Genomic DNA, 23,050 nt, shown 5'->3' on the forward strand with positions numbered 1-23,050 from the left:
AAGCAATTTCACAAGCCGAGGGTGAACCCGGATACTGGCAACACTTCATCAACACCCAAGCAAAGGAACTCGCAAGATGCCGATCATCAACACCCAAATCAAACCGTTCAAGGCAACCGCATACCACAACGGCGATTTCGTGCCCGTGACCGAAGAGAACTTCAAGGGCAAGTGGTCCGTCGTCGTGTTCTACCCGGCCGACTTCACGTTCGTCTGCCCGACCGAGTTGGGCGACCTCGCCGATCGCTATGCGGAATTCCAGAAGCTGGGTGTCGAAATCTACGGCGTGTCGACCGACACGCACTTCACGCACAAGGCATGGCACGACACGTCGGACACGATCGGCAAGATCAAGTACCCGATGATCGGCGACCCGACGCTCACGCTGTCGCGCAACTTCGACGTGCTGATCGAGGAAGAAGGGATGGCACTGCGCGGCACGTTCGTGATCAACCCGGAAGGCGAGATCAAGCTGTGCGAAATCCACGACAACGGCATCGGCCGCGACGCAGGCGAACTGCTGCGCAAGGTGCAGGCTGCGCAATACATCGCGGCGCACCCGGGTGAAGTGTGCCCGGCCAAGTGGACGCCGGGTGCGGAAACGCTGACCCCGTCGCTCGACCTGATCGGCAAGATCTGACCATCGCGCCGCGCGCTTCGCACGAGGCGCGCGCGTCACGCGAATGCGGGCCGCCTCGTGCGGCCCGCGCCCTTCTCCGGCACGACGTGCCCGACCAGCATCATCAATACGGAATCCGAAACGCCATGCTCGACGCCAATCTCAAGAACCAACTGAAAGCGTACCTCGAAAAGATCACGCGCCCGGTCGAACTCGTCGCGTCGCTCGACGACAGCGCGAAATCGCAGGAACTGCTTGCGCTGCTCAACGAGATTGCGTCGCTGACGTCGCACGTGACCGTGATCGAACGCCGCGACGACGCCGAGCGCAAGCCGTCGTTCTCGATCGGCGAACCCGGCAAGCCGGCCGGCATCCGCTTCGCCGGCATTCCGATGGGCCATGAATTCACGTCGCTCGTGCTCGCGCTGTTGCAGACCGGCGGCCACCCGCTCAAGCTCGACGACGACGTGATCGAACAGATTCGCGCGCTCGACGGCGACTACGCATTCGAGACGTACTTCTCGCTGTCGTGCCAGAACTGCCCGGAAGTCGTGCAGGCGCTGAACGTGATGTCGCTGATCAACCCGCGCATCCGCCACGTCGCGATCGACGGCGCATTGTTTCAGAACGAGGTCGACGCACGCCAGATCATGGCCGTTCCGACGATGTTCCTCAACGGCGAATCGTTCGGCCAGGGCCGCAGCAGCGTGAAGGAAATCCTCGCGAAGCTCGACACGGGTGCCAGCGCCCGTGCCGCGAAGTCGCTCGAGAACAAGCCGGTATTCGACACGCTGATCGTCGGCGGCGGCCCGGCCGGTGCGGCCGCCGCGATCTATTCGGCGCGCAAGGGCATCGCGACGGGCATCGTCGCCGAGCGTTTCGGCGGCCAGGTGCTCGACACGATGGCGATCGAGAACTTCGTGTCGGTGCAGGAAACCGAGGGGCCGAAGTTCGCCACCGCGCTTGAACAGCACGTGAAGCGGTACGACGTCGACATCATGGACGTGCAGCGGGCCGACGCGCTGATTCCCGGCGACGTGCACCAGATCCGCCTCGCGAACGGCGCGGTGCTGAAGGCGAAGACGATCATTCTCGCGACCGGCGCGCGCTGGCGCGAAATCAACGTGCCGGGCGAGCGCGAATACCGCAACCGCGGTGTCGCATACTGCCCGCACTGCGACGGTCCGCTGTTCAAGGGCAAGCGCGTCGCGGTGGTCGGCGGCGGCAACTCGGGCGTCGAGGCCGCGATCGACCTGGCCGGCATCGTAAAGGAAGTCACGCTGCTCGAATACGGTGCGCAACTGCGCGCGGACGAAGTGCTGCAGCGCAAGCTGCGCAGCCTGCCGAACGTGACGATCGTCACGCAAGCGCAGACGACCGAGCTGACCGGCGACGGCAGCAAGCTGGACGGGCTCGTCTACAAGGATCTGCGCTCGGGTGAAACGAAGCGCGTCGATCTCGAAGGCGTGTTCGTGCAGATCGGCCTCGTGCCGAACACCGAATGGCTGAAGGGCACGATCGAACTGTCGAAGCACGGCGAGATCGTCGTCGATGCGCGCGGTGCGACATCGGTGCCGGGCGTGTTCGCGGCCGGCGACGTGACGACGGTGCCGTTCAAGCAGATCGTGATCGCGGTGGGCGAAGGTGCGAAGGCGTCGCTCGGCGCATTCGATCACCTGATCCGGCAAGACGCAACGCCGGCTACCGCCGACGCGCCGCAGGCCGAAGAAGCGATCGCCGCGTAACGCGCGACGCACCGCACCGGTTCGTCTCTCTTGGCCCTGCATGCCCTGGTCGGCGTGCGGGGCCCTTTTTCATCCAGCGTCGCGCGGCGCAGCGTGCGGCCGGCCGCGCCGTCCTCACTGCGCCGCGCCGGGCTCGGCGTTCGCCGGTGTGGCTGCCTTGAAACTGCTCGACTGCCTGACCAGCTGATCGGTCATCGCTGCGGCGACCGGATCCGCGCCCGTCGACGTGTGCTGCCGATCGGCGCCCGGCGTCGCCATCTGCGTGGGCACGTAGCGAGGCGGCGGCAATGACGGGTCGAGCTTTGCCGATTCGCGCACGAGCGCCGCGGTTTCCGGTGTTTCGGCTTTCATCGCGGGTGCCGCGGCTGCATGCCGCTCGAGGCCGTCCCGCTTGCGCGCCGCGCGCCTCGTCGGCTGCTCCGCGAGCGGACTCGGCCCGGTTGCCTGCGCCGCCTGGACCGGCGGTGCCGTCTGCACGGATTGCGCCGCTTGTGCTGGTGCCTTTACCGGCCGGGCGGGCCGGGCCTGCTTCGGGGTCGCATCCTCCGGCTCCACCGTGACGACATGCACGGTCGGCGGCGGCGCACTCGGCTTCGCCGGCGGCGCCTGCGCGGCGATCACCGGCGCGACAGCGGCGGAGGCCGGCGCCCCGCTCGTGCGTGCCGGAGCCGCTTGTTGCGGCACGGCTCTGTCAACATGCGTGGACGGCACGGCGACCGCCGCAGGCGGCGCGATCGTGCCTTGCGCGATGTGGCCGTCGTTCGCCGCCGTCACGGCGGCGGCAGGTGCCGCAGCGTCGCCGATGCCGGCCTCCGCGATCGCGCGGTGGTCCGCACGCAGGAGCATCACGTAGCCGGTGCCAGCCGCGGCAACCAGCAGGCCGCCTGCGATCATCAATGTTTTACGGGTACTCGTCATGCTTGCTCACCGATCTTATCGACGTGAACAAGCCATCATACGCGCGCGATCGCGGCTGATCCCGCACGAATACAATTCGTTTCATTGACGTCGACCCCGAGCGCGGAGCGCTTCCGACACCGCGCCGCCGTATCGTCAGACTATTTGGCGCCGCCTGACGCCGATCCCGTCAGATACAGAAGATCGCCACCGCGATTGCACCGAACAGCGCCCACTTGACGACGTAATACACCGTGCGGTTCCACGCCTTCAGCCGCTTGCCGGCGCGGCGAATCGCATACAGGTACTTGAACGCGCGATTGAGCCCGCCCGTGCGGTCGCCCGTCTCGTTCGGCGACGCGGCCGCGCGCATCAACAGGTGCCCGAACGCGTCGTTGATGCATTGCGCCCACCGATATTTCATCGGCCGGTCGATGTCGCAGAACAGGATCACGCGATCGTGCTCCGTACGATTCTCCGCCCAGTGCAGGTAGGTCTCGTCGAACATCACGGCCTCGCCGTCGCGCCATGCATACGACTCGCCGTCGACGACGATCCGGCACGCATCGTCGTTCGGCGTATCGAGCCCCAGGTGATAGCGCAACGAGCCCGCATACGGATCGCGATGCAGCCCGAGCTTGCCGCCCGGCGGCAGCTGCGCGAACATCGCGGCCTTGATCGACGGAATCCGCGACAGGATCTCGACCGTGCGCGGACACAACGCCTTTGCCGACGGATGCGGCGCGTCGTACCACTTCAGATAGAAGCGCTTCCAGCCGTTGCGAAAGAACGAATTGAAGCCGATGTCGTTGTATTCGCCGGACGCCTTGATGCGGCTCGCATCGCGCAACGCGAGCGCTTCCTCGCGAAAGGTTCGCCATTCGCGCTGCAGCACCGCAAGCTCGGGAAAGTGCCGCGTGTCGAGAAACGGCGTGGTCGGCACCGCCGAGAACGCGTAGGAAAAGCAGTTCAGCGGCGCGGTGAAGGTCGAGTGGTCCGATAGTTGCCTGAACAACCTGTGCCGAATCTTGCCGCGCCGGTGCGTATGAACGACACACGCAATGAACACGAACAACAGGACCCAGCGCATCGATATTTCCCCCGTAAGTTGTTTTACGGAATTCTAGGTACGGGGAAAAATTCTTGCGCTGAAGGGCAAGCGGCGCGATGCGCGTGCGCAAGACGGCGCACGGATGGCGCGCAACCGGCTCCGAAACGCCGAAAAGCCCTTGCACACGGGCTTTTCAGCGCAATCGGGCCGCACGCGCGGCAAGCGTTCGACGCACGCGCGAGCGGCGATTATTCCGGAAACGGCAAATCAGTTTGTCCGTCCGCGCGCATACCGAACGTGTTGAGCGTCATCGCCACGAGCGCGTAGTAGCCGAGCAGCGCGACGAGGTTCACGACGGTTTCGTGGCCGAAACGCGCCCGCGCACGCGCGAACGTCGCATCGCTCACGCGCCGCGTGTCGTACAGCTCGGTCGCGAACGCATGGATCAGCGCATCGTCGTCCGATTCGAACGCCGGCACGACGCCACGGCGGATTGCGTCGGCCGTCGCGGCCGGCACACCGGCATCGAGCGCGATCGGATGATGGATGTGCCACTCGGCCTGCGAGCGCCAGCGCGCGGCCGTCACGAGAATCGCGAGCTCCGACAGGCGCAGCGGCAGACCCGTGCGGTAGCGGCAGAACGCGCCGAGCCGCTGTGCGTGCTGCGCGAGCTCGGGGCTCGCGATCCAGCCGAGGAACGGCCCGTTCAGGTTGCCGCGCGGGCCGCTGAGAATGTCGGCGAGCACGGCCTTCTGCTCGTCGGTGGCCGATGCGGGATCGAAGGGAGGCAGTCTGTCGGTCATGGTCAGGATCCGATGAGGTTGCGGGCTGCGGTCATGCGCCGGCCGATGCCAGCGCCGCATCGATCGCACCGGACAGCCGTTCGACGATCGTGTCGATCTGCTGCGCGGTGCAGACGAACGGCGGTGCGACCAGGATGTGATCGCCATGCACGCCGTCGATCGTGCCGCCCATCGGATAAACCATCAGGCCGCGCTGCACCGCTTCGCGCTTGACCGCCGCATGCAGCTTCAGCGCGGGGTCGAACGTCGCCTTGCTGTCGCGATCGCGCACGAGTTCGACGCCGACGAACAACCCGCGGCCGCGAACGTCGCCGACATGCGGGTGCGCGCCGTAACGATCGCGCAGCGTCGCACGCAGTTGCTCGCCGCGCGCCTTCACGTTGTCGAGCAGCTTCTCTTCGGCGATCACGCGTTGCACTTCGAGCGCGGCCGCGCAGGCCGTCGCATGACCGAGATACGTGTGGCCGTGCTGGAAGAAGCCCGAGCCGTCGACGATCGTCCGGTAGATCCGGTCGCTCACCAGCGTCGCGCCGATCGGCTGGTACCCGGCGCCGAGCCCTTTCGCGATCGTCAGCAAATCGGGCGCGACGCCGTCTTCGTCGCACGCGAACAGATAACCGGTGCGGCCCATCCCCGACATGATTTCGTCGAGGATCAGCAGCACGCCGTACTTGTCGCACACCGCGCGAATCTTCTTCAGGTAGGTGCGCACCGGCGGCACCGCGCCGGCCGTCGCGCCGACCACCGTTTCCGCGACGAATGCCGCGACGTTCTCCGCGCCGAGTTCGACGATCTTGCGTTCCAGCTCGTCGGCGAGGCGCTGCGCATAGGCTTCGTCGGTCTCGCCCGCCTGCTGGTCGCGATACGCATAGCACGGGCTCACATGGTGCGCTTCGATCAGCAGCGGCAGGAACGGCTCGCGCCGCCATGCGTTGCCGCCGATCGCGAGCGCGCCGAGCGTGTTGCCGTGATAGCTCTGGCGACGGGCGATGAAATGGCGGCGCTGCGGCTCGCCCTTCTCGACGAAATACTGGCGCGCGAGCTTCAACGCGGCTTCGATCGCCTCGGATCCGCCCGATACGAAATACACGTGTTCGAGACCGGCCGGCGCGGCCTCCACGAGCCGGTCGGCCAGTTCCTCGGCCACGTCCGTCGTGAAGAACGACGTATGCGCGTACGGCAGTTGCTGTGCCTGTCGCTTGATCGCATCGATCACGCGCTGGTTGCTGTGGCCGAGGCACGACACGGCCGCGCCGCCGCACGCGTCGATATAGCGTTTGCCTGTCGAATCGATGATCTCGATGCCGTCGCCAGCGACGGCGACGGGCAAGGTGACGCGCGGAGCGCGATGAAAAACGGTCGTCATGCGTTGCCTCATGAATCAGAACGCGCCGGGCGCGGACGGCACGACGCGCGTCGCGAAGCACTGCGTGCCGTGCTGGTGAATGGTGAAGTCGATCGCGGTGTCGCGAATCGCGAATACGGCGGTCGCCAGCGTGTTTTCGTCGTCGGGGTCGGCCGGATCGTCGCGATGGATCGGCAGCCCTTCGGGTGCGCGGTCGCCGAGCACGCGCAGCAGCGCGGCCTCGTCGATCGCATCGATGCCCGGCGTCAGCGCATCGACGCGCCGCTGGCGGTCGGCGGACGATTGCGTGACGATCTGCGCTTCCGGCTCGCACCCCGGATGCACGAGATGATTCGCATGACCGGCAAGACGCGCAACGTCGACGATCGAGCAGCGCGCGACGCTCGCCTCGATGCTCAGGAGCCGCGTATCGCCGGTCGCGCCGAGTGTGTGGTGGAAGCCGCTCGCGCGTGCATGCGTGCGCAGCACATGGGCGGCCGCATCGAGCGACGTCGCGTCGAGCACGGCGCGCGCGAGGATCATCCGCGGCACACCGGCCGCCGGCGTGCGGATGCGCAGGTTGTTGATCGCCTGCGCGATGCCCGCGCGGTTCGCGGCGAACGTATGCCCGGGCAGCGAGCCCGGGTAATAGAAGCTGATGAAGCCCGGCTTGCCGTGCGGCTGCACGTCGACCAGCAGGCAGCGCTCGCGCAGGTACGGATCGCCGTCCTCGTTGTGCGCGATCCAGCGCGTGCCGTGCGCGTCGCGCCCGGCGAGCGTCGTGCAGCCGTCCGGCGCGTGATGAATCAGTTCGCCACGGCAGTTCCACAGGAAGATGTCGTCGGCCGGCCAGCCGATGCCCGCCGCGATCCCGTCGAGTTCCGCGACGAGCTCGGGATACGCAGCCAGCGCGGCCTGCCGCAGCGCGGCGACGAACGGATGGCCGCGCCAGCGGCGCACGGCGTGCCATGCGCGGCTCTGCTGCATGTATGCGTCGAACACGGGGCGGGCAAGCTCGCCGAGGCGCACGCCGATGTCGAACGGCGTGCCGGCGATGACGGGAGAAAGGGAAAGCGGCATGTCGGATGATTCGGTTTCGTTCAGGACACGTGTTTCAGGAATTCCTTCAGGCGCGGTGTCGGCGGCCGGTCGATCAGGTCGACCGGATGGCCGTCCTCGGCGATGCCGCCCTGATCCATGAACAGCAATCGGGTGCCGACCCGCTTCGCGAAGCCGATCTCGTGCGTGACGACGATCATCGTCATCCCTTCGGTCGCGAGATCCTGCATCACTTTCAGCACTTCGTGGCGCAATTCCGGATCGAGCGCCGACGTCGGTTCGTCGAACAGCATCAGCCGCGGCCGGATCGCGAGCGCGCGCGCGATCGCGACGCGCTGCTGCTGGTCGCCCGACAGTTCCGACGGGTAATGATTCGCGCGCGATTCGAGGCCGACCTTGTCGAGCAGTGCCATCGCCTGGTCGCGCGCGTCGGCACGCGATGCGCCGCGTACCTGGATCGGCCCGAACATCACGTTCTCGAGCGCGGTCATTTGCGGAAACAGGTTGAACTGCTGGAACACCATGCCGGCTTCGAGCCGGATGTTGCGGATCGTCGATGCGTTGCCGCGCACGCTCTGGCCGTCGACCAGCAACTCGCCGCTCGTGATTTTCTCCAGTGCGTTGATACAGCGCAACATCGTCGACTTGCCCGAGCCCGACGGACCGATCACGACGACCACTTCGCCCGCATCGATCTTCAGGTCGATATGCTTCAGCACCGGCACATGGCCGAAGCTCTTCGACACGTTCTGGAATTCGATCATGCTCATAAGATCCGCATCCTCTTTTCGACGAGCCGAAGCGTCAGCGTCATCGCGCCGGTCAGCATCAGGTAAATGACCGCCACCGCGGTCCATATTTCCACCGCCTGGAAATTGCCGGCAATGATTTCCTGCCCCTTGCGCGTCAGTTCGCCGACACCGATCACGATGAACAGCGACGTGTCCTTGAGGCTCACGATGCACTGGTTGCCGAGCGGCGGAATCAGGCGCCGGAACGCGAGCGGCCCGACCACCTTCAGCAGCACGCGCGGCATCGACAGGCCCATCGCGAGCCCCGCTTCCGTCAGTCCCTTAGGAATCGACAACAACGCGCCGCGCACCACTTCCGCGAGATACGCGCCCGAATTCACCGTGATCGCGATGATCGCGGCCGTCAGGCCGTCGATCCGGATATGCGCGAGCAGCGGCAACGCGAAGTACAGGAACATCACCTGCACGACGATCGGCGTGCCGCGAATCAATTCAATATAAACCTGTGCGAGCACATTCATTGCCTTCGGTCCGTATGCGCGGAACATGCCCGCGATCATCCCGACGACGAATCCGCCCGCCAGCCCGAAAAATGCGATGAACACCGTCAACCGGACCCCGTCCATCAGGTCCGGCAGCGCCGCCCAGATCGCCGACCAATCGAAATTCACGTATCGCTCCCCGTCCGATTCAAGACCGGCGCGGCCGCGCGGCCGCGCCATGTTGCGCCGTCACGCTCACATCTTCGGCGGCTCGGCGCCGAACCACTTCTTGTAGATCTGCGCGTAGCGGCCGTCGGCCCGGATCTTCACGAGCGACGCGTTGACCTTCGGCACGAGCGCGCTGCCCTTCGGAAAGCCGATCCCGTACTTGTCGCCGCTGACCGGCTGGCCCGCGACCTTCACCTTGCCCTTGCCCTCGTTGTTCACGAAGAACAGCACGTTCGGCGTGTCGTGCATCGCCGCGTCGACGCGGCCGGCCTCGAGCGCGAGATAGGCCTGGTCGATGTTCGGGAACTGGCGGATTTCCTTGGGCTTCAGGTGCGCCTTGATCCAGTCGATCGTCGCGGTGCCCGTCTTCGCGGCGATGACCTTGCCGTTCAGGTCGTCGATCGATTTGATCGTCGTGTTGTCCGTCTGCACCATCGCCGCGAGGCCGCTGTCGTAGTACGGCGCGGAGAAGTCGATCGCCTTCTTCCGCTCCTCCTTGATGGTCATCCCCGACAGCGCGACGTCGATGTTCTGCGTCTGCAGCGCCGGGATCAGGCCCGCGAAGTCCATCGGCTGAATCGTGTACTTCCAGCCCTGGTCCTTTGCGATCTCCGCCCACAGATCGAGATCGAAGCCGACGTACTTGTCGCCCTGCTTGAACTCGAACGGCATGAACGAGGTATCGGTGCCGACGACGAGCGTCTTGGTATCCGCGTGCGCGATGCCGGCGCCGAGCGCGGCGACCACCGCGACGGCTTTCAGGAAGGAACGGCGACTCATGACTTTTCTCCGCATGGTTGAGCGATGTAACCGGCCGGCTGGCCGGGGAACGACGACATCAAGCCGCACCGCAACATGCGATGTTGAATTAAACCGTAGTGCAACAAGTGTTGTCAACACGGATACTACGACAACAAAAAAATGCTCAACAGGAAAATGCATCGAGACAAACCCGGGCCGCACGGGCGGGATTGATCGGAGGAAAGTCGTGCGCGAACACAAGACCTCATGCGCGCCGACGCTGCGACGATCGTGATGCCGGCCGTCGCCGGCGCGGCTCAATGAACGGCGTGTACGGCGCGCGACACCGCCGCTGGGCACGGCGTCGAAGCAGCGTCGCTCACGCAGCCACCCCGCTCGCCTGATGCGAGACCAGCCGCGCGTATGCACCCTGCCGCGCGATCAGCGCCGCATGCGTGCCCGCCTCGATGATCCTGCCGTGCTCGATCACGAGGATCGTGTCGGCGTTGCGGATGGTCGACAGCCGGTGCGCGATGATGATCGACGTGCGCTGCGCCATCAGGTCGTCCAGCGCCGCGCGGATCTGCTGCTCGCTGATCGTGTCGAGATGAGACGTCGCTTCGTCCAGGATCAGCACCGGCGCATCCTTCAGGAATGCGCGCGCGATCGCGACGCGCTGGCGCTGCCCGCCGGACAGCTGCACGCCACGCTCGCCGACGCGCGTCGCGAGCCCGTCCGGCAGACGCGCGACGAATTCGCCGAGCGCCGCCTGGTCGATCGCGCGTTGCACGTCCTCGTCCGACGCATCGCTCGCGGCAAGCCGGATGTTCGCTTCGAGCGTGTCGTTGAACAGGTAGGTGTCCTGCGCGACGAGCGCGATGTGCGTGCGCAGCGCGTCGAGCCGCAGGTCGCGCAGGTCGGTGCCGCCGAACGTCACGCGCCCGTGCTGCGGATCCCAGAAGCGCAGCAGCAGGCTCGCGACGGTCGACTTGCCGGCGCCCGATGGCCCCACCAGCGCGACCGTGCTGCCGGGCGGCACCTCGAAACTCACGCCGTCGAGCGCCGGCACGCTGCGCCCCGGGTACGTGAAACCCGCTTCCTCGAACCGCACGGTCGCATCGCCGGACAGCGCGCGCGTGCCGTCGACGACCGTCACCGGCTCCTTCTCGAGCACGCGCAGGCGCCGCGTCGACGCAATCGTGTCGGCCAACTGCCGGGCGACCTGGCCGATCTCGGCCACCGGCATGAACGCGGCCACCGCGACCAGCACCAGCAGCGGCAACGATTCGTGCGCGAACCAGCCGCGCGCGCACAGCAGCGCGCCGAGCGCCGCGACGGCCAGCCCGCCGAGCCCGCTCGCGACTTCGAGCGCGGCGCTCTGCGACGACAGGTCGTCGAGCAGCTTCGCGCGCTGCTGCCGGTATGCGTCGGCTTCGGCGACGAATGCGGCACGCCGCCGCGCGAGCGCCTGGAACGCGGTCAGTTCCGCGAGCCCCTGGATCGTTTCGGTCAGGTGCGCGCCGAGCTGGCCGAGCGCCTCGCGCGCGCCGGTGCCGAGCCGGTCGACGTCGCGCCGCGCCAGCACGGGCGCGAGCCCGGCCCACAGCAGGAACGGCAGCAGCACCAGCGCGAGCGGCCACGCGACCGACGCGAGCAGCACCAGCACGCCGGCCGGCACCAGCACCGCGACGAACGCCGGCGCGACCGTATGTGCGTAGAAGTACTCGACGGTCTCGACGTCCTGCGTCGCGAGCGCGACCAGATCGCCCGAACGGCGACGCAGCAGCCCGGCCGGCGCGAGCCGTTCGAGCGTCGCGAACAGCGCAATGCGCATTTCGGCGAGCAGCCTGTAGGCCATGTCGTGCGCAAGCCACGATTCGAGCCAGTGCAGCACGGCCGCGACCGGCGCGACGACGAGCAGCGCCGCGATGAGCGTGCCGCTCGCGTGTCCGGCCGACACGCCGCCGACCACCAGCGCGCCGATCACGCCGACGCCGATGAACGCGAGCACGCGGCCGATGCCGAACAGCACCGTCAGCACGACCTTGCCCTTCCACGGACTGACGAAGCGCAGCAGCGTTCGCAACGTTTCGGGCCAGCCGATCGTCGCCGCGTCGTCGTTCAGCGGCCTGACCTGCGGGCCCGACGCGGCACGTGCGCCCGCGCCGCCGGCGGTCGCTGTCATGCCGACGGCTTCGGCGGCAGCCTCCAGCTGCGGTCCCATCAGGTCCCGATACGGACCGTCGCTCGCGATCAGTTCGGCATGCGTGCCCTCGTCGACCACCCGCCCGTGGTCGAGCACCAGGATGCGGTCGGCGCCGATCACGCTGGATAGACGGTGCGCGAGCACGAGCGTCGTACGCCCGCGCGTGAGCCGGTCGAGCGCCTGCTGGAACAGCGCCTCGTTCTCCGCATCCACGGACGACAGCGCCTCGTCGAGCACCAGGATCGGCGCGTCGCGCAGCAGCGCACGCGCGATCGCGATCCGCTGGCGCTGACCGCCCGACAGCATCAGACCGCGTTCGCCGATGCGCGTCGCATAGCCGTCGGGCAACGCCGAGATGAAATCGTGCGCATTGGCGGCACGCGCGGCCGCGATCATGTCGGCGTCGCTCGCATCGGGACGGCCGAGGCGCAAGTTGTCGGCGACGCTGCCGTCGAACAGCGTCGCGTCCTGCGCGACCACCGCGATCATCTCGCGCACCTGGCCGGCATCGAGCGTGCGCACGTCGTGGCCGCCGATGCGAATCGCACCGCCCTGCGCATCGTGCTGGCGCAGCAGCAGGCGCACGATGGTCGACTTGCCCGCGCCGCTCGGGCCGACGATCGCGACCGTCTCGCCTTCGCGCACCGCGAAGTGCAGCGCCGCATGCGCGTGCGTGCGACGCCCCGGATAGGCGAAGCTCACGCCGTCGAACACGATCTCCGGCCGCACGTCCGGCACACGCGGCGCGGCTGCGGCCGGCGCGTCGTCGCCCGCGTCGAGCAGCGCATGAATCGCGTGCGCCGCCGACTGGCCGGTCATCCCCTGGTGCAGCACGCCGCGCAGGTCGCGCAACGGCCGGAAGATTTCGCTGCCGGCCATCAGCACGATCAGCAGCGCCTCGAGACTCATGTCGCCGTGGCGCACGCGCCATGCGCCGACCGCGATCGCCGCCGCCGCGCCGAGGCCGGTGCCGAGATCGGTGAAGAGCCGCGTCAGCAGCCCGAGCGCGAGCACCCAGAACGTGCTGTCCGACAGCGCGCGCGCCTTTGCTGCCAGCTTCGCGCCGAACGCACCGCTCTGCCCGAATGCCTTCAGCGTCGGCAGGCCCTGCACCGCGTCGAGAAACTCCTCGCCGAATGCCTTGAACGCGGCCGAGCGTGCCAGTGCCGCGCGCCGGTCGGCGCGATGCACGAGTTGCGGCAGCGCGAGCGTGACGAGCGCCGCGACCAGCAGGATCGCCGCCGTCGGCACGTCCCACCATGCGAGTACCGCGAAGATCATGACCGGCGCGCACGCGGCGATCACGAGCTGCGGCAGATAGACGCCGAAGAAGGTCTGCAGCTGCTCGACGCCGTCGACGACGGCCAGCATCACGCCGCCCGTGCGCTCGCCGCTGAACCATGCGGGACCGAGCGCGGCGATCCGGTCGAACAGCCGCGCGCGCAGCTCGGCCTGCATGCGCCCGGCCGTGTGTTGCGCAAGCACCGTGCGGCGATGGTCGAGCCATGCGCGCAGCAGCACGCAGGCCGCCGTTGCAGCGACCGCACCGGCAATATCGCGCGCCGGCGCACCGGCAAAGACGAGCGCCAGCACGCGGCCGAGAAACACGAAACGCAGGATGCCGACACTCATCGCGAGCAGCCCGAGCGCGACCGCGACGGCAACCCGCCAGCGCAGTCCGGCCATCATCGCCCATAGTCGTCGGTCGAAATACATGAAGCCCTCCGGTCGGTTTTTTCGTGACGGTTCGATTGACCGGACCAAGGCTACCCGCGCCCCCGGCGCGCGGCAAAAGATGATTTTTCAACGGGTGTTGAGTCAACTACAATACCCCGCATGTCGCACCTTCCTCCCCTCAGCGCGCTGCGTGCTTTCGAGGCGGCCGTCCGCCTCGGCGGGTTCGCGCGCGCGGCGTCCGAGCTGAACGTGTCGACGAGCGCCATCAGTCACCAGATCCGCGCGCTCGAGGAATCGCTGGGTGCCCGCCTGCTCGAACGCAGCACCGGCCTCGGCGGCATCGGCCTCACGCAAGCCGGCGCCCGCCTGCTGCCCGCCGTCAGCGATGCGCTGTCGAAGCTGACCGACGCGTGCGACGAGATTCGCGGCGCCACCGCGCAACGGCTGACGGTGTCCGCGAACGCGCCGTTTTCGTCGATGTGGCTCGCGCGCCGCCTCGCGGAATTTTCGTCGCTGCATCCCGAAACGCCGCTGCATGCCGTCGTGGTCGACGACGAACCGGATTTCGCGCGCAGCGGCGTCGATCTCGCGATCGTGCACGTACCCGCGCACCGGCTGCGCGACGACGACGACGTGTTGATGCGCGAAACCGTCTTTCCCGTCTGCAGTCCCGAACTGTATCCGCATGCATCGGGGTACGTATGCCGCTCGCGGCTGCTGCAGGAGATGCACGACGACTGCCCCGAAATCGACTGGCGCAACTGGGCCGTGCACTTCGGGCTGCCGGACGACTTCGAAACGAAGATCGTCCGCTACAGCAGTTTCAGTCAAGTGATCGGCGCGGCGGTGGGCGGCGCGGGCATCGCGCTCGGGCGCGTGCCGCTGATCGAGCCCGAACTGCGCAGCGGCCGCCTCGTGCCGCTGGTGCCGGGCCTCATGCGCGAGGCGTCCTGGCGGCTGGTGCTGCGCCGCAATCCGTCGGCGCGCCACCGGCTGCTCGATCCATTGATCGCGTTCCTGCGCCGCGAGGCCGATGCACCGCCGCTCCAGCTCGCGAAGATCGTTGCGCCCGCATCCAACGACAGCCACGCGCGCGGCGCGGGCGGTGCGTAGCGAAGCCGCGCCCGAAGGCCGCGCGGGCGCTCTCCGTTCATCCTCCCGTCACGGCGCGGCGAAGAACAACGCGACGACGCAGGCCATCCCCGCGAACCACACGAGCGAGCGCAGCGCCGCCCAGTTCAGCACGTACATCAGCGCATAGACGACGCGAATCGCGACGAAAGCCATCGCAAGCTGATCGACGTGGTGTGCATTCGCGCCGTTGTGCCATGCGACGATCAACGCGGCCGTAAACAGCGCCAGCGCTTCCCATGCATTCTGGTGCACGGCCTGCGCCCGCGCGCGCCAGCCTTCGAGCCGCGCCAGGTACTCGCGCGGCGCGTGGTTGTCGTAGCCCTTGCGGGCCTTGGCCAGGAACGTCATCGGGAACGGCAACAGCGCCACGATGAACAGGCACATCTGGGACGTCGTCATCAAAGTCTCCTCCTTTATGATTACATCGAACAATGACACGGTCGCGCAGAGCTTAGCATCGCGCCGTGCTGATCGCGTACCGGTTTTCTAGACGGGGGACTCGGCCGGACACCCTGCCGGACGCCGTGACGGCATGCCGTCGGCACAAAAATTTCCACCAAATCGCCGACAAATACGTTAATTAAAACTGGTCGAACACCAATAAGATAGCGCTCAACACTGGCTCGGCGCGTTGCCGCGCCAGCCTGCTTATCCGCGCCGCGCCTCTGCGCGCACCGAACGACTTTCGACACGAGCCCGCTCATGCCCCGTCCCATCGTCGCCCATATCCGTCCCGACGCCGTCCGCCACAACCTCGATTTCATCCGCCGCACTGCCGCACGCTCGCGCGTGTGGGCCGTGGTCAAGGCCGACGCGTACGGTCACGGGATCGAGCGGATCTATCCGGGCCTCGCAGCCGCCGACGGCATCGCGCTGCTCGATCTCGACGAAGCCGTGCGCGTGCGCGAGCTCGGCTGGGACAAGCCGGTGCTGCTGCTCGAAGGGATCTTCGAGCCGGCCGACGTCGAACTGGCCGATCGCCATCGGCTGACGGTCGCCGTGCATTGCGACGAGCAACTCGACCTGCTGATCGCCGCGAAGCCGCGCCAGCCGATCGACATCCAGCTGAAGATGAACTCCGGGATGAACCGGCTCGGCTACCGGCCCGACGCATTCCGCGCCGCGTGGGAGCGCGCGGCGGCCGCGCCGTCGATCGGCAAGATCACGCTGATGATGCATTTCGCGAATGCCGACGAAGGCGAAGCCGACTGGCAGCTCGAGCAGTTCGACGCGGCCACGGCCGGGATTCCGGGCGAACGTTCGGTATCGAATTCCGCGGCCGTGCTGTGGCATCCGCACGCGCATCGCGACTGGGTGCGGCCCGGCACGATCCTGTATGGCGCGTCGCCGACCGGCGCGTCGCGGCACATCGCCGACACGCCGCTGGTCGCCGCGATGACGCTGACGAGCAAGATCATCGGCGTGCAGACGCTCGCGCCGGGGGAAACGGTCGGTTACGGCCGCCGCTTCACCGCCGACCAGCCGATGCGCATCGGCGTCGTCGCGTGCGGCTACGCGGACGGTTATCCGCGCCACGCGCCGACCGGCACGCCGATCGCGGTGGACGGCGTGATGACGCGCGTCGTCGGCCGCGTGTCGATGGACATGCTGACCGTCGATCTCACGCCGTGCCCGAACGCGGGCATCGGCGCGAGCGTCGAGCTGTGGGGCGATCAGGTGAAGGTCGACGACGTCGCGCAAGCCAGCGGCACGATCGGCTACGAGCTGATGTGCGCGCTCGCGCGCCGCGTGCCGGTCGTGATCGCGCCGCTCGGCGCGTCGACGGTGCAGCAGGCGTCGCGCACGGGCAGCTACGGGCGTTGATGCGCGGCGCGGGCGCGGCGACGCGCTCGCGGGCGCCGCGCGTCCCCTGCATTCGCCATTCGGATTCAGCTTGCGAACTGCTTCACAGGCAGAGCGCCCGCCTCGGCAACGTGCGAAGGACGCTCGCGCGGGCAATGCGCACGGGCGGTCACCCCACCCGCCGCCGTGCTACGAGCGCCACACCGGCGCGCGCTTTTCCAGGAACGCGTCGATTCCCTCGCCGGCATCCTCTTCCATCATGTTGCGCGCCATCACGTCGCCCGCGAACGCGTACGCGTCGTCGAGCGGCAGTTCGCGCTGCCGATAGAACATCTGCTTGCCGTAGCGCACGGCTGCCGGGCTTTTCGCGGCGATCTCCGCGACCTTGCGCGCGACGGCCGCGTCGAGCGCATCCTCGGGCACGGCCTCGTTGACGAGCCCCCAGGCGGCAGCCGTCGCCGCATCGACGAAGCGCCCGGTGACGAGCATGTCGAACGCGCGCTTCGCCGACACGTTGCGGCTCAATGCGACGGCAGGCGTCGAACAAAACAGCCCGACGTTGATTCCGGATACCGCGAAGCGCGCGGTATCGGCTGCGACCGCGAGATCGCACGCGGCGACGAGCTGGCAGCCGGCCGCCGTCGCGATGCCGTGCACGCGTGCGATCACCGGCACCGGCAATGCGCGCATCGCGAGCATCACGCGGCTGCATTGCGCGAACAGCGCGCGGTAGTAATCGAGTTCGGGCCTGGCGCGCATCTGGCGCAGGTCGTGACCCGCGCAGAACGCCTTGCCCTCGGCCGCCAGCACGACGCAGCGCACGTGCGGATCGGCGGCGAGTGAATCGAATGCGTCCTGCAGGCTCGACAGCATCGCCTCCGACAACGCGTTGAACTGTTGCGGCCGGTTCAGCCGCAGCGTGACGACGCCGTCGCGCACGTCGCGCAACAGGATCGGCTCGGGTGTCTCGTGACGGGATTCCATGATGCTCCGCTCGACGGGGTTCGATCGGTCGCGAACCGGCAGTCCGGGCGGCACGCACCCGCGTTCGCGATCGACATGATCACGAATCGTCCTCCACATTGCGCGTGGCGTCCAGCATGGCCGGCTGCGCCGGCCCGCACGCCGCCACGCCGCGAGCCGAAGGCCACACCGACTGCCCGTCGATCGCCGCCCGACGGCGACGCATCGTCCGCGTGCCCGGTCAGCCCGCCAGCTTCTTCAGCGCGTCGAGCACCGCGTCGCCCTTGAACGGTTTCACGATCCAGCCCTTCACGCCGGCGGCCTTGCCGCGCTCCTTCATCGCCGGGCTGCTTTCGGTCGTCAGCATCACGACGTTGACCGACGTATTCGCCAGCTCGCCGCGAATCTTCTCGACCATCGTCAGGCCGTCCATGTTCGGCATGTTCACGTCGCTGATCACGAGCCGCACGCCGGGCGTCGCCTTGAGCTTCGCGAGCCCGTCCTTGCCGTCCACCGCCGTCGCGACGTCGAGCCCGTGATTGCGCAGGAAACCCGCGACTTCGTCGCGCACCGTGCCCGAATCGTCGACCACCAGAATCTTTGCCATGCCGTCTTCCCCTTTCCTTGTTGCTCACTTCAACATTCAAAACAGTTCCAGCTCGCCCGACTCGACCATCGGCCCGACGTCCTGCACGGATTCGCGGAAATCCTCCGGCGACCAGCTCAGGCTGAACACGAAACGCTGGTCGAGCCGCACCGAGCGCCCCGACACGGGGTCGGTCATCCGGTACTTGAAACACAGCTGCGGACAGTCGCCGCCGAACGAGATGAACTTCTGCTTGTGATTGACGACGAGCGGCACCTGTACCGGATGGCGCGCGAGTGCCTCGGCGTCGCCGAGATAACGGTTCTTGAACGCGCCCCACACGAGGTTGGTCAGCTCGCCGAGTACGCTGTTCACGTCGCGGAAATCGGGTGCGCGGCCTTCGCCGCGCGTGCCGCCGATCATGTCGAGCAGCGGTTGCTCGCTCGTTTGCAGCAGCATGTAGCCGCGGCACCATGCGCTTTCCAGCGCGATCAGGCTGAACACCTCGCCGAAGATGATCTGGTCGCGCACGATGCACGGCGTGTCGCGCTCGATCGCAAGGCCCGGAAACAGGCTGTCGAGCCGCGCCTCGGTGATCTCCGCGATGCCGCGCACGAGCGCATTCGGGTAATCGCGGCCGAACAGGTATTCGTCGATCGCACGCTTGAGCGGCGCCAGGTCGTCGGCGGTGTAGGCCGCGCACGCGACGCGCGCGAGCGCATCGGGCAGCCCGTCGCGCGATGCGCCGCCGGCATTCGACACGCGCCGCAGGATGATCGGCAACTCGGGCCGCAGCGCATCGATCTGCGTCGCGATGATCGCGCTTTCCTCCGGCGAGCCGCCGTAGTCCTCGGCGAGCAGGATGGCGCCAAGATCGATGTTCGAGCGCAGCACCTTCAGCAGCCGGTTGCGCCGCACGGTCAGGCCGACCAGGTTGTGCTCGTCGCAGAAGCGCTTGATCGTCGCCGCGTGCGCGCGGCTGTCGTCGAGCACGAGCACCTTGCTGACGGGTTGGTCTACGGTCATCTCGCTGAGTCCTCGCAATCGGTCAAAACAGTTCGAGCTCGCCGCCCGTGTCCACGCTCGCCGCTTCCGGCACGTGGAAATCGACCGGCGCGTTCGCGCACACGCACAGCGTCGCGCCGATCCGCACGTCGCCGTCGAGCGTCACGTCGTAGGCGGCCACGTGATCGGGGTTCAACGCATGCAGGTAGTCGACGCTCGCGCCGCTCAACAGGTAAGGCGTCGACATCCCCAGATCGGGGAACGGCGCGGTCAGCGCCTGGTTGATCGCGCCGCAGCACAGGTTCGCGACTTCCATGAACGCCTCGGGCAGCGGCCGCTGCGCGCTCGCGCCGGACGCTGCCGCTGCAAAATGACGGCGCGTCGGTTCGTCGTCGCGAAAGCGCAGCGCGAGCAGCAACCGGAAATGCAGCGCCGAAATCGTCAGCACTGCGACGTGTTCGGGCACCTTCGGTGTCGCGCGCGGCTTCGTGCGTGACGGATCGTGCGACGCGTCGTGCGCGTCGACGGCGGCCGGCCGGATTTCGCACGCGCCACCGGACGCGAGCCGCGTGCGCGCTGCATCGAAGAAGATTCGCTCGAAACCGGCCCGGGCCTGCGCACTGATCACGCCGCCGCTCCCTCGAGTCGCGCATGCAGCTGCCCGGCAAGCGTCTCGACCGTCGCGAGCGCCGCGGTGATCATCTTGCCGCCCGCCTGGATGTCCTGGAACGTCGCGGCCGTCACGAGGTCGTTGCGATTCAGGCTGTCCCGATAGCTGTTCGACAGTTGCTGCGAGCGCGCGGCAAGCCCGCGCACCTCGCTCGCGACGATCGAGAAGCCGCGACCGGCCGTGCCCGCGCGCGCGGCCTCGATCGACGCGTTCAGCGACACGATCGACACGTGCGCGACGATCGCCGACAACTCCTGGTTCTTCGTGCGCATGTCCTGGTTCTGCGTGGTCAGCGAGATCATCTGCTCGTGCCAGCGCTCGAACGTGCCGGCCAGCCCGCGCAGCCGCGCGGCTTCGCCGGCGAGCTTCGTCGCATGCTGAGACAGTGCGGCGCGCTCGGCCGCGAGTGCCTGCAGCGCGTCGCGCTGCTCGCCGGTGCCGGCCGCCTCGCGCGCCAGCGCGTCCTCGAGTTCCGCTTCGCGACGTGCCCACGCCTGCGCCGCGTCGGCGTGGGCGGCAACGGCCTCATCGGCCCGCGCATCGGCCGCGCCGAGCGCGGCGCGCAACGCGTCGGCTTCGCGCGTCAGCGCGGTAACCAGCCGTGCCCGCGCGATGCGATACACGATCGCGGCAACCGCCGCAGCCACCACGCCGCCCGCCAGCGCGGCGCCCACCGGGATCATCCATGCGTGCACGATCATTGCGCCACGTCGACGTTCGCGACGCCCGCGCCTGCCGGCTGGCCGGCGTCGCGGGCGGCACCGTCCGCCGCGAATCGCGCCGGCAGCGACACGATCGTCTCGAACGTGCGATACGACGCGCCGACGCGATCGTCGGTGAAGCGCAGCGCGATGTCGCCGCCGTCGCGCTTCAGGAAGTTGCGCACCGCGTCCATCCCGACACCGCGCCCGGACACTTCGGTCACCGCGCGCGCGGTCGAGAAGCCCGGGCGAAAGATCAGTTCGGCCACCGCTTCGTCGGTCAGCGCGGCTTCGTTGCCGGCATCGATCCAGCCGCGCTCGCGCGCGACGCCGCGAATCCGGTCGAGCGCGAGGCCGCGGCCGTCGTCGCCGAGCACGAAGCGCAGCGCATCGTCCTCGACGTCGACCGCGATGTCGATCTTGCCCGCCGGCGCCTTGCCCGCCGCGCGACGCTCTTCCGACGTTTCGATCCCGTGGTCGATCGCGTTGCGCAGCAGGTGCATGAACACGTTCTTCAGCGTCGCGCCGATTTCGCTGCGCACGCGATGGCCGTTGCTGTCGATATGCACGACGGGCGCCGGCTTGCCGAGTTCGGCCGCGAGCGACGGCAGCGATTCGATCACGCCGCCCAACGCCTCGCCGATGCTTTGCGTGCCGAACTGGCTCAGCAGTCGACGCACGGAATCGCGCGCCGCGTGCCAGTCGCTCGCGTTCGCCGGATCGGCGCCGTCCAGCATGCGCAGGCTCTCGCTGATATGCGCGCGCTCGACCATCAGGTAGTCGGTGCCGCCGTGCGGCGCCGCCTGGCCATGTCGGCCGAGCGTGACCGCGTTGATCGTCGCGTAGTGGTCGACCGCCTCGCGCACGCGGGCCAGGTCGTCCATCAGCGCGTCACGGTTCCACTCGGGGCCGCTGTCCGCGCGCCGCAGCGATTCGTACGCCTGCTCCGCCTCGTGCACGATGTTGGTCAGGTGCTGCAGGCTGTACGTGCGCGCGTTGCCCTTGATCGTGTGCATGTTGCGGAACAGCGCCGCGACGATCGAATGATCGGCGCGTTCGTGCTGGCGGATCATCCGCTCGTTCTCGCTGAGGAAGCCCTTCGCGCTGTGCACGAAGTCGTGGAACTTGTCCTGGCTGATCGACAGGATTTCGCCGATCATCTCGAGGCGGCGTTGCTGCTCGCCGGCCTGCGCGGTCAGCTCGCGAATCTCGGTCACGTCGCGCACGCACAGCATCAGCCGCACGACCGTGTCGGTCTCGTCGGTGATCGCCGACCAGCTCAGGTCGAGCCATTTCTCGCGGCCGTCCGGCATCCGCTTCGCGACTTCGTTGACGAGCAGATGCTCGTTGAACGCGAAGTTCATGCTGTCCTCGCCGAGGCACGCATGCACCGCCGCTTCGACCTGCGAGCGCGCGTCGGAGCCGATGCTCGAATCGTCGAACACGAGCGCCATCAGGTCGCGCCCGGCGATGTCGCCGGTCTCGAAGATGGTCTCGAGGTAAGCCGAGTACTCCGCATGCACGACGCCGCCTTCGACGACCGTCAGGATCCCTTGCTGCATGTTCTGCAGCATCGCCTGGATGTCGGCGGTCTTCTGCTTCAGTTGCGCGGCATTCTCCTGGATCTTCTCGATCATCCCGTTGAACGCGACGATCGAGTGACCGATCTCGTCCATGCGGCCCACCGGCACGCGGCGCGTGAAATCCTGGCTCGTCGCGATCTCGCTCATCGCCGTCTGCATCCCGATCAGCGGACGCGTGATCTGGCGATACAGCACGAAGCCGAGCGCGGTCAGCAGCACGACGACCGTGCCCGCCACGCCCGCGATCGCGGTGGCCGTCGTCGCGAGCATGCCGTTCAGCGCGCGGATCGCGTCGTCCTTCTGACGGTTCTTCTCGATGCGCAGCGTGTCGACGATGCCCTCGAGTTCGTCGCGATACTGCGCGACGTTCGCGAACAGGAACGCCTGCGCCATCTCGGGCTTGCCGTCGATCTTCATCTTCACGGTGTCGTCGATCGCCGCGAAGTAGTTGGCGGCACTGTCCTTCGCCTGCGCGACGAGGCCTTCCTGCGCGCGGCCGACCGCCGATTTCGCCTGGGCGTCGAGCGCCGCGCGCAGCGCACCCTGCTTCGCCTTCAGCTCGTCGCGCGCCTGTGCGGCGGTGTTCGCGTCGGGCGCGTACACCAGCGTCATGGTCGCGATCTGGATGTTCTTCACGTCGGCGACGAGATCGGCGGACGCGAGCGCGCTCGGCACGATTCCCTGAGTCACCTGACGCACCTCGGACGCGCTCTTGCGCGTCTGGTACACGGCGTATGCACCGATCGCGGAAAGCGCGAAAAACGTCAGGACGACTAGCAGCGTAATGCGATGACGGATGGTCATGAGTACAGCTCCCCGCAGCGATCCGGCTTCGATCGCCCTTTTGTCTATTGAAAGAATGTGAGCGCCGAATTATCGGGGATGGTGTATGACCGTCCGATGACTGAAAATCAATCGATCGTTGAGAAAATCGCAATGGTCAATTGCGGCGAGAAAATACTAAAGTTTTTCTCGAATCGGCCGTTAACCCTTGGCCTCA

20 protein-coding genes are annotated in these 23,050 nt (G+C 67.6%); 4 read left to right on the forward strand and 16 right to left on the reverse strand.

Annotation, left to right across the window (positions count from 1 at the left end; genetic code table 11):
- The first annotated feature begins 76 nt into the window (after positions 1–76).
- Positions 77–640, forward strand: a complete 564-nt coding sequence (ahpC, locus tag HW466_RS04075; RefSeq protein WP_006750178.1) for an alkyl hydroperoxide reductase subunit C — start codon at positions 77–79, stop codon at positions 638–640.
- A 125-nt stretch (positions 641–765) separates the two neighbouring features.
- A complete protein-coding gene (ahpF, locus tag HW466_RS04080; protein ID WP_151005171.1) occupies positions 766–2,364 on the forward strand; it encodes an alkyl hydroperoxide reductase subunit F in 1,599 nt (532 codons plus the stop codon).
- Positions 2,365–2,478: 114 nt separating this feature from the next.
- On the opposite strand, the gene HW466_RS04085 is transcribed toward ahpF, so the two are convergent.
- The 9 genes from HW466_RS04085 to HW466_RS04125 form a co-directional block, all read right to left on the reverse strand.
- Positions 2,479–3,282, reverse strand: a complete 804-nt coding sequence (locus HW466_RS04085) for an extensin (protein ID WP_174905628.1) — start codon at positions 3,280–3,282, stop codon at positions 2,479–2,481.
- A gap of 169 nt (positions 3,283–3,451) precedes the next feature.
- Positions 3,452–4,351, reverse strand: coding sequence for a lipid A hydroxylase LpxO (gene lpxO / locus HW466_RS04090; protein ID WP_059507219.1), 900 nt, complete (start codon positions 4,349–4,351; stop codon positions 3,452–3,454).
- A 209-nt stretch (positions 4,352–4,560) separates the two neighbouring features.
- Positions 4,561–5,115 (reverse strand): carboxymuconolactone decarboxylase family protein, encoded by a 555-nt coding sequence (locus HW466_RS04095; protein ID WP_059450676.1) that lies wholly within the window; start codon positions 5,113–5,115, stop codon positions 4,561–4,563.
- A gap of 31 nt (positions 5,116–5,146) precedes the next feature.
- Positions 5,147–6,481 (reverse strand): aspartate aminotransferase family protein, encoded by a 1,335-nt coding sequence (locus HW466_RS04100; RefSeq protein WP_151005627.1) that lies wholly within the window; start codon positions 6,479–6,481, stop codon positions 5,147–5,149.
- 15 nt (positions 6,482–6,496) lie between these two features.
- Entirely contained in the window at positions 6,497–7,540 is a 1,044-nt protein-coding gene (locus HW466_RS04105; protein WP_151005629.1) for a C45 family autoproteolytic acyltransferase/hydrolase, read from the reverse strand.
- Positions 7,541–7,560: 20 nt separating this feature from the next.
- A complete protein-coding gene (glnQ, locus tag HW466_RS04110; protein ID WP_170296700.1) occupies positions 7,561–8,289 on the reverse strand; it encodes a glutamine ABC transporter ATP-binding protein GlnQ in 729 nt (242 codons plus the stop codon).
- Positions 8,286–8,993: a glutamine ABC transporter permease GlnP gene (gene glnP, locus HW466_RS04115; RefSeq protein ID WP_174905629.1), complete on the reverse strand. Its 708-nt coding sequence runs from the start codon at positions 8,991–8,993 to the stop codon at positions 8,286–8,288. The genes glnQ and glnP overlap by 4 nt, the downstream gene beginning before the upstream one ends.
- A 15-nt stretch (positions 8,994–9,008) precedes the next feature.
- Positions 9,009–9,761: a glutamine ABC transporter substrate-binding protein GlnH gene (gene glnH, locus HW466_RS04120; RefSeq protein WP_151005631.1), complete on the reverse strand. Its 753-nt coding sequence runs from the start codon at positions 9,759–9,761 to the stop codon at positions 9,009–9,011.
- 340 nt (positions 9,762–10,101) lie between these two features.
- Positions 10,102–13,644, reverse strand: a complete 3,543-nt coding sequence (locus HW466_RS04125; RefSeq protein WP_174905630.1) for an ABC transporter ATP-binding protein/permease — start codon at positions 13,642–13,644, stop codon at positions 10,102–10,104.
- Between the two features lie 120 nt (positions 13,645–13,764).
- Here HW466_RS04125 and HW466_RS04130 point away from each other — a divergent pair, with 120 nt between their 5' ends.
- Positions 13,765–14,718, forward strand: a complete 954-nt coding sequence (locus HW466_RS04130; RefSeq protein ID WP_174905631.1) for a LysR family transcriptional regulator — start codon at positions 13,765–13,767, stop codon at positions 14,716–14,718.
- A gap of 48 nt (positions 14,719–14,766) precedes the next feature.
- Here HW466_RS04130 and HW466_RS04135 read toward each other — a convergent pair whose 3' ends face one another.
- The gene (locus tag HW466_RS04135; RefSeq protein WP_151006938.1) at positions 14,767–15,138 is read right to left on the reverse strand and encodes an MAPEG family protein; all 372 of its coding nucleotides are present in this window, start codon (positions 15,136–15,138) and stop codon (positions 14,767–14,769) included.
- A gap of 303 nt (positions 15,139–15,441) precedes the next feature.
- Here HW466_RS04135 and alr point away from each other — a divergent pair, with 303 nt between their 5' ends.
- Positions 15,442–16,563 (forward strand): alanine racemase, encoded by a 1,122-nt coding sequence (gene alr / locus HW466_RS04140; RefSeq protein ID WP_151006936.1) that lies wholly within the window; start codon positions 15,442–15,444, stop codon positions 16,561–16,563.
- A gap of 168 nt (positions 16,564–16,731) precedes the next feature.
- Here the strand turns inward: alr and HW466_RS04145 are convergent, their stop codons facing one another.
- From HW466_RS04145 to HW466_RS04170, 6 genes are all read right to left on the reverse strand, one after another.
- On the reverse strand, positions 16,732–17,526 hold the full coding sequence (locus HW466_RS04145) for an enoyl-CoA hydratase (RefSeq protein WP_151006451.1): 795 nt from the start codon (positions 17,524–17,526) through the stop codon (positions 16,732–16,734).
- A 220-nt stretch (positions 17,527–17,746) separates the two neighbouring features.
- Positions 17,747–18,112 carry a response regulator gene (locus HW466_RS04150; RefSeq protein WP_006765703.1) on the reverse strand — a complete coding sequence of 122 codons (366 nt, stop codon included), beginning with the start codon at positions 18,110–18,112 and terminating at the stop codon, positions 17,747–17,749.
- Positions 18,113–18,148: 36 nt separating this feature from the next.
- Positions 18,149–19,117 carry a chemotaxis protein CheX gene (locus HW466_RS04155; RefSeq protein WP_059507210.1) on the reverse strand — a complete coding sequence of 323 codons (969 nt, stop codon included), beginning with the start codon at positions 19,115–19,117 and terminating at the stop codon, positions 18,149–18,151.
- A gap of 22 nt (positions 19,118–19,139) precedes the next feature.
- Positions 19,140–19,724 (reverse strand): hypothetical protein, encoded by a 585-nt coding sequence (locus HW466_RS04160; protein WP_060346389.1) that lies wholly within the window; start codon positions 19,722–19,724, stop codon positions 19,140–19,142.
- Positions 19,721–20,467 carry a methyl-accepting chemotaxis protein gene (locus tag HW466_RS04165; protein ID WP_059773316.1) on the reverse strand — a complete coding sequence of 249 codons (747 nt, stop codon included), beginning with the start codon at positions 20,465–20,467 and terminating at the stop codon, positions 19,721–19,723. The genes HW466_RS04160 and HW466_RS04165 overlap by 4 nt, the downstream gene beginning before the upstream one ends.
- Positions 20,464–22,854, reverse strand: coding sequence for an ATP-binding protein (locus tag HW466_RS04170; RefSeq protein WP_151004853.1), 2,391 nt, complete (start codon positions 22,852–22,854; stop codon positions 20,464–20,466). The genes HW466_RS04165 and HW466_RS04170 overlap by 4 nt, the downstream gene beginning before the upstream one ends.
- Positions 22,855–23,050 lie beyond the last annotated feature (196 nt).

The sequence above is a fragment of the Burkholderia territorii genome (assembly GCF_902833055.1).
In the GTDB taxonomy this organism is placed as follows: domain Bacteria; phylum Pseudomonadota; class Gammaproteobacteria; order Burkholderiales; family Burkholderiaceae; genus Burkholderia; species Burkholderia territorii.